The sequence below is a fragment of the Alkalinema pantanalense CENA528 genome, from assembly GCF_050753345.1.
Classification (GTDB): Bacteria; Cyanobacteriota; Cyanobacteriia; order Leptolyngbyales; family Leptolyngbyaceae; genus Alkalinema; species Alkalinema pantanalense.
The window spans coordinates 1-10,955 of sequence record NZ_JBLZFX010000143.1 but is presented as its reverse complement, the minus strand read 5'-3'; the positions used below and the strand labels follow the sequence as shown (position 1 = coordinate 10,955).

Annotated in this window: 12 protein-coding genes; 7 read left to right on the top strand and 5 right to left on the bottom strand. The window is 47.0% G+C overall.

What is annotated here, in order from left to right:
• Positions 1-312: 312 nt before the first annotated feature.
• From ACN4EG_RS25950 to psbB, 3 genes are all read right to left on the bottom strand, one after another.
• Positions 313-906, bottom strand: a complete 594-nt coding sequence (locus ACN4EG_RS25950; RefSeq protein ID WP_431633183.1) for a GNAT family N-acetyltransferase — start codon at positions 904-906, stop codon at positions 313-315.
• A gap of 242 nt (positions 907-1,148) precedes the next feature.
• Positions 1,149-1,244: a photosystem II reaction center protein T gene (locus ACN4EG_RS25945; protein ID WP_075600934.1), complete on the bottom strand. Its 96-nt coding sequence runs from the start codon at positions 1,242-1,244 to the stop codon at positions 1,149-1,151.
• Between the two features lie 106 nt (positions 1,245-1,350).
• Positions 1,351-2,877: a photosystem II chlorophyll-binding protein CP47 gene (psbB, locus tag ACN4EG_RS25940; RefSeq protein ID WP_431633182.1), complete on the bottom strand. Its 1,527-nt coding sequence runs from the start codon at positions 2,875-2,877 to the stop codon at positions 1,351-1,353.
• Positions 2,878-3,446: 569 nt separating this feature from the next.
• Between psbB and ACN4EG_RS25935 the strand changes: the two genes are divergently transcribed.
• Both ACN4EG_RS25935 and psbM read left to right on the top strand, forming a co-directional pair.
• Positions 3,447-3,860, top strand: coding sequence for a 2Fe-2S iron-sulfur cluster-binding protein (locus ACN4EG_RS25935; RefSeq protein WP_431633181.1), 414 nt, complete (start codon positions 3,447-3,449; stop codon positions 3,858-3,860).
• 152 nt (positions 3,861-4,012) lie between these two features.
• A complete protein-coding gene (gene psbM, locus ACN4EG_RS25930) occupies positions 4,013-4,120 on the top strand; it encodes a photosystem II reaction center protein PsbM (protein ID WP_190572055.1) in 108 nt (35 codons plus the stop codon).
• A gap of 209 nt (positions 4,121-4,329) precedes the next feature.
• Here psbM and ACN4EG_RS25925 read toward each other — a convergent pair whose 3' ends face one another.
• Positions 4,330-4,650 (bottom strand): hypothetical protein, encoded by a 321-nt coding sequence (locus tag ACN4EG_RS25925; protein ID WP_431633180.1) that lies wholly within the window; start codon positions 4,648-4,650, stop codon positions 4,330-4,332.
• A 369-nt stretch (positions 4,651-5,019) separates the two neighbouring features.
• Here ACN4EG_RS25925 and psbO point away from each other — a divergent pair, with 369 nt between their 5' ends.
• The 4 genes from psbO to ACN4EG_RS25905 all read left to right on the top strand — a co-directional run bounded on the left by psbO (position 5,020) and on the right by ACN4EG_RS25905 (position 9,257).
• Entirely contained in the window at positions 5,020-5,847 is an 828-nt protein-coding gene (psbO, locus tag ACN4EG_RS25920) for a photosystem II manganese-stabilizing polypeptide (protein ID WP_431633179.1), read from the top strand.
• 644 nt (positions 5,848-6,491) lie between these two features.
• Positions 6,492-7,265 carry an RNA polymerase sigma factor SigF gene (locus ACN4EG_RS25915; RefSeq protein ID WP_431633178.1) on the top strand — a complete coding sequence of 258 codons (774 nt, stop codon included), beginning with the start codon at positions 6,492-6,494 and terminating at the stop codon, positions 7,263-7,265.
• 96 nt (positions 7,266-7,361) lie between these two features.
• Positions 7,362-8,168, top strand: a complete 807-nt coding sequence (locus tag ACN4EG_RS25910; RefSeq protein WP_431633177.1) for a hypothetical protein — start codon at positions 7,362-7,364, stop codon at positions 8,166-8,168.
• A gap of 456 nt (positions 8,169-8,624) precedes the next feature.
• Complete coding sequence (locus ACN4EG_RS25905; RefSeq protein ID WP_431633176.1) at positions 8,625-9,257, top strand: DUF6391 domain-containing protein; 633 nt, start codon at positions 8,625-8,627, stop codon at positions 9,255-9,257.
• Between the two features lie 144 nt (positions 9,258-9,401).
• On the opposite strand, the gene ACN4EG_RS25900 is transcribed toward ACN4EG_RS25905, so the two are convergent.
• On the bottom strand, positions 9,402-9,749 hold the full coding sequence (locus ACN4EG_RS25900; RefSeq protein WP_431633175.1) for a BON domain-containing protein: 348 nt from the start codon (positions 9,747-9,749) through the stop codon (positions 9,402-9,404).
• A 569-nt stretch (positions 9,750-10,318) separates the two neighbouring features.
• Between ACN4EG_RS25900 and ilvN the strand changes: the two genes are divergently transcribed.
• On the top strand, positions 10,319-10,840 hold the full coding sequence (ilvN, locus tag ACN4EG_RS25895) for an acetolactate synthase small subunit (protein ID WP_431633174.1): 522 nt from the start codon (positions 10,319-10,321) through the stop codon (positions 10,838-10,840).
• The last annotated feature ends 115 nt before the right edge of the window (positions 10,841-10,955 follow it).

Sequence of the window (10,955 nt, the reverse complement as noted above, 5' to 3'; positions counted from 1 at the left end):
TGTACACTTTGCCCATACGATATTCCTACAAGAGTGGATTTCAGAACCAATCAGATCCTAAATCCATTCTCGCTCAAACTCACAAAATTAATCCTGACACTCCACTAGCCCCATTTATATCTAGACAATAGCTAGGCAACGTCAGGGGGTAATTCATACTGGCATGGATCTGCAAGAGGCCGGCTGTAGCCGATCCTTATCTCCACATATTGCCTTGATGCCGCTAAAGTCAATCACGCTACCATTAATCACGCTATAGCCAATCACGCCATGACCAATCAACAGACCCCTTACTGAATATCCCAACAATTTCTAAATATATATTCTTTTGTGAAGAAAAAACCGCAATTGTTGAGATTGTAAACTCAACCCATACATCCGTTCCCAGGACTGAGTGCTATAGCCTAGATCCAGGTAGAGCTTTCTGGCCGGAAAGTTTTCTTCTAGAACATGGAGATAAAGATCTTGGGATCCCCAATTTAAAATTTTTTGTTCGCAGGTCTGAATGAGGCGTCGGGCAATTCCCTGTTGGCGGTAATCAGAATGAACAGCTAGGTTGGCCAGGTAGGGATAGACTGGTTGGCACCGTCCCAAAAAATTAAGATTCTTCAAACTAACTTCGATCGTACCTACAAGCTGTAAATGCTTCTGGTTCTCCGTTTGGAACTCTGCTACAAAACAAGCATAGCCCTGTTGCTGTTTCAAGCGATATCTGAGATCTTCCTGGATCCCTAAGCGAACCAGCGGCAACATCCAAGTTAGCTGGGGTGACACTAGCTCAAAACATTGACTCAGTAATTCGGCAATTGTCCTAGCATCCGCCGATCGGGCTAGGCGAATTCTCAAGGGATAGGACGTTCTCTCCGGGGAGCCAACAGAATTAGTATCAGGCCAGGATAAGGACAAGACAAACTCCTAGAATTCCCAAATTTTGATTATGACAGGGCTTGACTATAGCAGTGCTGAATTAACAGTGCCCAGTTGAAGACCGTTCTCAAACCCTCACGCATAGGCCCGCAGGTGTCAGACATGACAAGATCACACCGATCTAGTTTGATCATGACTCTCAGGAATTACAACCTGGCAACTAAAAACCTGCCCAGTGTTTTAGATCATCACTAGGCAGGTATCCACACGGAATTTAACAGTTACTTGCCAATCCGTGGGGGTTCGCGAAAGGCGATGGCAAAGAACAGAACGCCCAGCGCCAACGTCAAAATCAAAATGTAAGCAACGCTTTCCATAACAGCCTCTGAATCAAGGATTCACGAAACAATCTATCAGGTGATGCGGGACAGATTATCAATGTAAACACGACATCTGCCCCAAACATCCTATCGAGCCATGACCCTAAGCTTTAGCACGGGTGGTCTTGTCACCCACCTTCTGATAGAAGCCCCACTCGACTTGCTCTTCGCTGAGTTCAGGATCAATACCCGCAAACACGTCGCGGAATAGAGTCCGAGAACCATGCCAGATATGGCCAAAGAAGAACAGCAGTGCAAAAACCGCATGTCCAAAGGTAAACCAACCCCGAGGACTGGTGCGGAAGGTCCCGTCAGAGCTCAATGTTTCACGATCGAATTCAAAGGGTTCTCCCAACTGAGCCGCCCGAGCATATTTCTTCACAACAGCGGGATCAGTAAATGTCTGACCATCAAACTGACCGCCGTAGAAGGAAACCGTTACACCCGTTTGTTCAAAGCTGTACTTAGACTCTGCCTTCCGGAAGGGAATGTCAGCCCGAACGACACCATCTTTATCCGTCAGAACAACGGGGAAGTTTTCAAAGAAGTTTGGTAAACGACGAACAAAGAGTTCACGCCCTTCGCTGTCCGTGAAGACGGGGTGACCCAGCCATGCCTGAGCAATCCCATCCCCTTTATTCATTTGACCAGTACGGAACAGACCACCCTTAGCAGGGCTATTGCCGACATAGTCATAGAAAGCCAGCTTCTCAGGAATTGCTTCATAGGCTTCTTTTAAGCTACTGCCTTCTGCCACAGCAGTTTGAACTCGTCGATCGATCTCTTGGCGGAAGTAGCTGCTATCCCACTGATAACGAGTGGGGCCAAACAGTTCGATCGGAGTGGTTGCGTTGCCGTACCACATGGTACCTGCCACCACAAATGCAGAGAAAAAGACCGCCGCGATGCTGCTGGCCAGCACCGTCTCAATATTCCCCATCCGCAGTGCCCGATACAGACGCTCAGGCGGACGGACAGTTAGGTGGAATAAGCCGGCAATAATCCCAACAATACCGGCTGCAATGTGGTGCGCCACAATGCCACCCGGGTTAAAGGGGTTAAAACCAGAGGGTCCCCACTCCGGCGCTACGGGCTGAATGTGTCCCGTCACACCGTAGGCATCGGACACCCACATCCCTGGCCCCCACAGACCCGTTAAGTGGAACGCACCGAAGCCAAAACAGAGAAGACCCGACAGGAATAAATGAATCCCAAACATCTTGGGAAGATCTAGGGCTGGCTCACCCGTGCGAGGGTCACGGAATAATTCCAGATCCCAAAACACCCAATGCCAGACAGCCGCCAAAAACAGTAGACCCGATAGAACGATGTGAGCTAGGGCCACACCTTCAAACGACCAGAAACCTGGATCGACATTTGTCTCACCTGTAATGCTCCAGCCACCCCAGGAACCCGTCACGCCCAAGCGTGCCATGAAGGGCAGCACGAACATGCCTTGCCGCCACATTGGGTTCAGTACTGGATCGGTCGGGTCAAAAATAGCCAACTCATAGAGGGCCATCGAACCCGCCCAACCAGCAACTAGAGCAGTGTGCATTAGGTGAGTCGCGATCAACCGACCTGGGTCGTTAATCAGGACGGTATGAACACGGTACCAAGGTAGTCCCATTGACTACGCTCCTCCTCTAAACGACTGCAACGCTTCTTTCAGCCTTTTGTTAAAGTGCTAGGTATTGGTAATTTACCAGATTACGGATAGCTCCGGCCTGCCCTCCCAATGCCCTGACCCGTCAGGAATCCGACTAGCGCAACACTCTGGGAGCAGCATGGACAGATGACACTGCATTCGCAAAAATGAAAGTGTATAAAGAAGTGTAACTAGTGTTAGAAGCGTTTGCAAGACAGACGGGGCAATGGCTACGAAGATGCCACGATTCCTATTGAGAAGTTCACAATTCTTAACTTTTAAGCCATGATAGGGGACAATGCGATAGAGGCTGTGTTGCCACGATCGTGCGCAAATTTGTCCCCAAGTTGGAACGTAAGATTGGAGTAAAATCTCAACCTTAGGTTATGGTGTTCTCTTGGTTTTGGCGTTTTCAACGGTGTGTCGGCCACGATCGGAATGCATTGGGGGGCAATCTATTCATCAGGTGCATAGATTCCATCCGGTGCATAGATCATGTAAAGCTGTTGTTGCATTAGTTGGCTGCCATTCACAATCCAAGAGGATATTCCATGACCGAACCCACCAGCCCATCTCCTAAACTGGATGTCGTGCAGGATACTCAGGTCGTTTCTAGTTCTTCTCAACCCACTAAGTCACCCATGTTTACAACCGCTTGTATCCGTTTTGAAACTGAAAATAAGGAAGCGATCGCCTCTGGGGGGGCCAATCTCCGAGTCAAGGCGATGGAAACCGGCATAGACCTCTACACCCTCATGGGTAAAATGATGAATTGTGGCGGGTATGGTCAATGTGGTACCTGTGTTGTCGAAATCACTGAAGGACTAGAGAATCTCTCACCCAGAACACCTGTCGAAGAACGTCGATTCCGGAACAAGCCAGACAATTATCGGCTTGCTTGCCAAACCCTAGTGAATGGAAACGTTACAGTCCAGACCAAACCGACAGGCAAGAAGAAATCGTGATTCGAGGCCGTTAAAGGCAGTAGCAAACACCAATTTCCAGCCAAAAATCATCATTTTCGCAACACTTCTTTACACAAGTTGGTTAGAGATTCCGACAGTGGTATTCTGAGGGGTAACATCCCAGTTATGCAGTTAGAGATGGACTAAGTGGTATGCAAGTTAATGACCTTGGATTTGTAGCAAGCATTCTATTTGTTTTGGTTCCTTCAGTTTTTCTGCTCATTCTTTATATCCAAACTGCCAGCCGTCAAAATCAGTAGTGTCTGAACGCAGTCAATTCTCCCAAAGCTGATCTACTGGGAGCGTTCGCTGTGAGTCATCTAGACCATCAGCCATTTCAAAGGACGATAGCATTGGGTAAAAAATGCGAGTTACTTGTCATACTTTGGATCGTTAGGTCAGAAGTATAACAAGTGTTTTTATGTCTAAATGCATGTTCGAACATTTTCTGCTCGAACATGCATTTTATTTATGATTGCAACTCTTCGGGGGATGTGTTTTCAAGACAATTCACCATCAGTTGTTGAATTTTCATTCTTGGAATATGAGGCCACCCCCCTTCCGCTTCAATATCTTTCAAAAGGTTATACAAGCCATGGCGAGTAGCCGGCAACGAGTCCTGGAATGGCCCCTCAAAAATCTCTCGGTGTAATTGTTCCAATACCCGCAGCAATGCTAGCAGCGCAAACGTATCCCCCTCCGCCTGTCTAGCCAAATTCTTGACCACTCCAATCAGATCTTGTAGCTCCGGTGTGTGTGAGGCCGATTGCTGAGTTGCCTGATGTTTCATAATGCGCCTGAAATCTGTGTAAGTCTTTAATGAATTGAGTTCTTAACTTGCTCAGGATAGTAATCTGAACCTCAAGTTGGAGTAAAGCATTGGATAAAAATCCAGATTTTTAGGACTGAGTTTTAATCCATATCGGTTAGAAAATGGACTTTTCGATCGATTCTTCTCAAACTGTTTCAATCAAAGCCCAAGGAAGGTGTAACAAGCCATGTAAAATGCTATGAGAGGTTCAAGCTGACCTATAGCCTTTATTAAATATTCCAAAGCCTGTCAGTGGATGAAGCCAGTAGTGTTCGCTTGATTTCAAGCGACTACGGTTGATTGTGAATTTCACTGCGGGATTTTTTGACATTGACTTTGAGGTTGACCATGAGGTACCGCGCTATCATCGCTGCACTCCTGGCATTTTGTCTGAGTGTATTCGTGACTGCTTGTAGTGAGGCCCCCACTAGCAAAGAGGGCTTGACCTACGAAGAAATTCACAACACCGGTCTGGCAAACTTGTGCCCTACCTTGGAAGAAACAGCTCGAGGTTCTGTACCGTTAACGGGCGGACAGTCCTACGCGCTAAAAGATCTTTGCTTACAACCCACCAACTTTGCCGTTAAAGTTGAAGGAGAAGGTAAGCGTCAAAAGATTGAATTTGTGCCTGGTAAAGTCATGACCCGATACACATCGTCGATCGACGCTGTGGAAGGCAAGCTAACTGTCAATTCTGATGGCAGCGTGACCTTCAAAGAAGAAGATGGCCTGGACTTCCAAGCGGTTACCGTTCAACTCCCTGGTGGTGAACAATTCCCAATGCTGTTCACTATCAAAGGATTGGTCGCTACTAGCCAAGCTGGTTTAAATGCCATCAACTCTTCCACCGACTTTCAAGGCGAATTTCGAGTTCCATCCTATCGAACCTCGAATTTCTTGGATCCTAAAGGACGTGGCTTAACAACTGGTTACGAAAGTGCCGTCGCGATTCCTTCCAGTGGAGACGATGAAGAACTAGCCAAGGAGAATACCAAACGGTTCTTGACTGGTAAAGGCAGCATCTCGCTCCAGATTACTCGAGTCAATGGTGAGACTGGCGAAGTGGCGGGTAACTTTGAGAGCTTCCAGCCTTCAGAGTCCGACATGGGTTCCAAAGAACCTAGCGATGTACGGATCCGTGGAATTTTCTATGGACGAGTTGCAGCGACTGCCTAATTTCTCCTACCAAGAGATTCTGCTATTGGACAAGTTCCTTTAACTAGCTGTCAATTCAAAGAAGATGGATCAAATATGATCCATCTTTTTTAATATGCAGTTTGATGGATAGAATTTCAGGTATGACGGGAGTAACTTGAAGAGACTATACTATCCCGGCTGTTCTAGTCAAAGGTTTGCGGGAAGAGCTAGTTACCTCGAAATCACCCGAACCCAATACTCCTTCCAATCCTATGAGGCCCCTACCGAAAAGCCATACTGTGAAAAACAACCTATCCTAAAGTGAAATAATTCCAGATTGAACCTGTGGAAAGCCGCCATAGGGAAGATGCATTTTGGGGGTGTCATCAGTAGAAATGCAGTTGTAGGAGAGTGTACGAACGCATACCTTGAGGTTAAGCTGTCAAAGAGGATTCATTTTTCAGGAAACTGTTTGACCCATTTTTCCAGTTATCTATAGTTCAAGATTTCTACAGCTCAAGATTTCTATAGCTGTAGTGGCAGTCAATATGGCTATATCTCAGTAGGTGCATTCTGCGATTGGTGATTTTGCAGGTTCGTTCTCAGCGATTTGCTGACATCTAATCTTTGCTGACATCTAATCATTGTTTGTGGTGATTTGCTCTACCCAACTAAATAACATCATGTTTAACTCGGTCTCTAGTGAACTGAAGAGTGAAAGTCTACGCCTACTACAGGAGTATCAGCGCAACCATTCAGCTCAGATTCGCAATCAAATTGTTGAGTTGAACTTTGGCTTGGTTCGTAAAGAAGCCCATCATTGGATGCATCAATGCACCGAAACCTATGATGACTTAATTCAGGTGGGCTGTATTGGCTTAATTCGGGCGATCGAACGTTTTGATGTGACAAAAGGAAATGCCTTTAGTTCCTTTGCCCTTCCCTACATTCGGGGCGAAATTCAGCATTATCTGCGAGATAAGAGTCCTTCTGTTCGGATTCCTCGTCGATGGCAAACTTTGCAGCGGCAAGCGATTAGCCAAGTCAAAGAGCTTCAACACCAGTTGGGAAGAACTCCCAATGATCAAGAAATTGCGCAGGCATTGGAAATTTCCGTGACCGAATGGCAAGAGATGAAGATGGCTTTGCGAAATCGTGCCTTGTTAAGCTTGGATGCACCGGTTAATCACGACGAAAATGGCACAATTTCGTTGGGTGAGCTAGTGCCAGATCATCAGTATCGCAGCTTCCAATTAGCCCAGGAAGATCAAATCCGCTTACAACAGGCCCTCGTACAACTCGAAAACCTCACACGGCAAATTTTAGAATTTGTGTTCTTGCACGATCTGACTCAAAAGGAGACTGCTGAGCGCTTGGGGGTAAGTTGTGTAACCGTTTCTCGGCGCGTCAAAAAAGGTCTGGAAACGCTGCAACATCTGATGGTAGGCCCCGAATAATCCGGTGTTTCTGGCAAAAATCTCAGTTCTTCCTAATAACTGTGCCATTTGCAAAAATAGGGAGTATCTTGAAGGAAAAGTTTTCGGGGATTGGAGATGCAAAGACAGTTAATTCTAGCGATCGTGGGCCTGTGGGCGCTATCGATCGGTGGATGTACATCGGAGGAAACTAGTACAGCACCATCGGAATCGCCCAGTGCGGCTCCTACCAGCCAAAGTCCAGCAGCAACTCAGCCTTTTAACAAGCCTTTAGTGGCACAAAAAAATGCACAGGCAAAAGGGGCAGGGGAGAAAAAGACCGCTGTCGGCACCTTGAGCATTCCGGAATTGCAAAAGTCTACCGATCCTTCAGAGCGAGCGAGACAAGTGCAAGCTGGGATCAAATCCGGCAAAGGGAGTTCGACGGATCCTTTCTCTGCACTCTCTCCATTGATTTCTTTTAAAACTCCTGTTGTACCGTCGTCTCTTCCACCCGAGAGCAAAGAAGGTTCTGCTAGTAACAATAACTTACCCAGCTTACCCAACTTTCCTAAACCTCCAGCGAATGTCGTCCCAACCATTCGTTTCCGTTCTCAGCCTCCCATTGCGATTAATCCTAGACCGGGACTGAATCCTTCTCAGCCTTCCGCAATTCCTACCATTCCGCCTTTACCTGAACCCACATTAGCCAGAGCAGTTGAAGTGAGTGGAGTAGTGATGATTCGAGGAACCGCTCAGGCGATCGTTAAGGCTCCCAACGAGCCAACCAGCCGCTATGTTTCCGCAGGACAGCGCCTATCGAACGGCCAGATTCTTGTTAAGCGCATTGAAGTTTTCTCAGGATCCGATCCAGTAGTGATTTTGGAAGAAAACGGCGTTGAAGTCGTGAGGCCTGTTGGATCCAAGGGAACGAAGGCTGCTTAGGCAAAACTGCCTGTTCATCAAAGTCGGTTCATCAAAGCCATGACCTTCAGTTGAATGAAGTAGGATTACTTATTTGGCACTGGCCCAACGAAATCCATGTCTTTGAGCATCCATGTCTTTGAGCATCAATTCTTTTCTATCCTCAGTCCTTCTCCTATGTAGTCATCTTTTTTGACAGTCCAATCTTTTTTCCCCGATCAAACCGATGGTTAACCATCGGTTTTTTGCTGTGAAACAGATAAAGCACTCCAACTAACCGGTAGGCACTACAATTTGCAACAATGTAGCTGGTTCAAAAATGGGCACGCTACATTGGTAGATGAACGTTGGTAGACGAACGTTGAAGATGAACGCTATTCGTGAATGAATCGTGTTAGGGAAAGCCTAGTCTAGGCGTAATCCATAGACTAGATAGAAACTGCATCAACATTATTCTCTTCATTTTCGCTATTCTCGATGCCTATCTCGCAAAGTTCTCCATCAGGGTCGTTCTTCTCCGGTTGGGAAGCAGAAGTTTTCCAGCAGATGAGTGGGTTACCTAGTTTCCGGGAAATCCTTCTACTCCGGCAAATTCATGCTTTGGAACATGGCACTGTCTGGGTATTGAGTGAACACCATTTGAATCGCGCTAGACGGATCAGTCCTCGCCTACCTCGCACCAGCGCGATCGACGATGAGCACTTAAGCGGACTATCCACCCACGAAGGCTTTTATCTCTATGGTCAGGTTGAAACGGCTGAACTGACTCGAGCAGTCAGACAGGCTTTGCACAGGCTGACTTCAGGAGAGGCAACATTAGCAATTCACCCCCGCTGTGGAACGAACGTAGCAGTTGGGATGGCCTTAACGGTAGGCCTGACACTAGGTGCCCATATACTGCTGCCTAAAGATCCACTAACGCAACTGGTCGGATTGGGTTCGGCAGTTCTTACGGCAGCTCAGCTGACCCCTACGATCGGAGAATGGGCCCAGGAAAACATCACAACAGCGCTCCCCTCCAACCTAGTTGTTCACCGCGTCTATCCTCTCCCTTCAGAGGGAGGACGTCCTACCCATTTTGTTCAAATTGGTTGGCTTGAGCGATCGTAAAGTTTATCAGACCTACAAAAACCGCTGATCACTCGAAACCCTGATCAGCGGTTGAAAACTGGGTTAATCTACCCAGACCATTTTCTGTACTATCTCAGTCTAAGATCCAGGTTGCATCACCCTCAGGAACAGGAACGATCGCCCCTACCCCACTTCAACTTGATCCACATTGACCCCAGTAGCTCCACTTTGGGCACTAGCAATCTCAACCAAACGATTGAGAGTATCTTGGCTAGGGACTTTACCTTTTAGCACCACTTCCCCGGTTAATTGGGCAACCCAGACCGTATCAATATCAGCCACAGCGGCATCCTGATCAAACGCCTGAGCCACTCGTTTCGCTAATCCACTTTGATCGTACTCACCGTTTAAGCCCACACGCTCAGCGGGAATAGCCTCCGTAGGAGTTGACTCAGCCATCATAGGAGTCGCGGCTGTCGCTTCAGGTGCAGCTTGATCCCCACCACCAAAAATTCTCTGTAACCAACCCATAATCCTAATTTCTCCAACTGTTCTAATTTGTAAAAAGATATAAGGCTAGACTTTGTTCAAGTTAATCAAATCACCAACCTTGGACAATTTAGAGCACATTGGTTCAACAATAGAAGCTCCAAAATAGGGAAATCTTGAGATTTGCCCCCCACGCTTTTGAGTTTCATCTGTCCCCTCGTAATCTAGAAAGCAACTGGCTTTGGCCAAATCAAGGACTCAGATCGCTCGATCTCGAATCTCCTAATGGAACTCATCCTGAACCATACAATAATGAACGGGACGCAGAGTGAAACTGCTCGAAAGTCTTTAGCTTCTAAGCGAGCAGCCTCACATCGTCAAGAAGAACGGGAATGGAAAGCGATTCGCGTTAGAATTCTATAACTGTGAAATGATCTAGCTGAGCCACAAGCTGATAATTTGCGTAAGCTGATAATTTGCGTAAGCTACAGGCTAGCTGTTCCATCAAGTCACATTTATCCAGTTACCTTCATGAAGTCAACGCCTGAATTCATACTCATGGAGTCACACTCATGGAGTTACATTTGTTATTATTCGGCCACTGACCTGCTATGAAGCACACGCTGTCTGTTTTAGTTGAAGATGAAGCTGGAGTCTTGAGTCGCATCTCTGGGTTATTTGCGCGTCGTGGCTTCAATATTGAGAGCTTGGCCGTGGGCCCAGCCGAACAACTGGGGATTTCTCGCATCACCATGGTGGTGCCGGGGGATGCCTGCGAAATTGAGCAACTGACCAAGCAACTCTACAAGCTTGTTAACGTCCTCAAGGTACAAGATATTACAGAAGTCCCCTGTGTGGAACGGGAGCTGATGCTGTTAAAAGTCAATGCTAGCAGTGGGACGAGATCGGAACTGCTGGAATTGGCCCAAATTTTCCGAGCAAGAGTAGTTGACGTTGCAGAAGATTCTCTCACGCTAGAAGTGGTTGGGGATCCTGGGAAAATGGTGGCGATCGTCCAGGTGCTTAACAAGTTTGGAATTCGCGAAATTGCTCGTACAGGTAAGATTGCCTTGACTCGGGAATCTGGCGTCAATACAGAATTCCTCAAGTCATTAGAAGCAAAAGTGGTTTAGCAGCGAACTAGTGGAGTGTCAGGATTAATTTTGTGAGTTTGAGCGAGAATGGATTTAGGATCTGATTGGTTCTGAAATCCACTCTTGTAGGAATATCGTATGGGCAAAGTGTACA

Bases quoted from the DNA above. Each gene is read 5' to 3' on its own strand.
- ACN4EG_RS25945 (WP_075600934.1), bottom strand. From the start codon at position 1,244: ATGGAAAGCGTTGCTTACATTTTGATTTTGACGTTGGCGCTGGGCGTT.
- psbB (WP_431633182.1), bottom strand. From the start codon at position 2,877: ATGGGACTACCTTGGTACCGTGTTCATACCGTCCTGATTAACGACCCA.
- ACN4EG_RS25935 (WP_431633181.1), top strand. From the start codon at position 3,447: ATGACCGAACCCACCAGCCCATCTCCTAAACTGGATGTCGTGCAGGAT.
- psbM (WP_190572055.1), top strand. From the start codon at position 4,013: ATGCAAGTTAATGACCTTGGATTTGTAGCAAGCATTCTATTTGTTTTG.
- ACN4EG_RS25925 (WP_431633180.1), bottom strand. From the start codon at position 4,650: ATGAAACATCAGGCAACTCAGCAATCGGCCTCACACACACCGGAGCTA.
- psbO (WP_431633179.1), top strand. From the start codon at position 5,020: ATGAGGTACCGCGCTATCATCGCTGCACTCCTGGCATTTTGTCTGAGT.
- ACN4EG_RS25915 (WP_431633178.1), top strand. From the start codon at position 6,492: ATGTTTAACTCGGTCTCTAGTGAACTGAAGAGTGAAAGTCTACGCCTA.
- ACN4EG_RS25910 (WP_431633177.1), top strand. From the start codon at position 7,362: ATGCAAAGACAGTTAATTCTAGCGATCGTGGGCCTGTGGGCGCTATCG.
- ACN4EG_RS25905 (WP_431633176.1), top strand. From the start codon at position 8,625: ATGCCTATCTCGCAAAGTTCTCCATCAGGGTCGTTCTTCTCCGGTTGG.
- ACN4EG_RS25900 (WP_431633175.1), bottom strand. From the start codon at position 9,749: ATGGGTTGGTTACAGAGAATTTTTGGTGGTGGGGATCAAGCTGCACCT.
- ilvN (WP_431633174.1), top strand. From the start codon at position 10,319: ATGAAGCACACGCTGTCTGTTTTAGTTGAAGATGAAGCTGGAGTCTTG.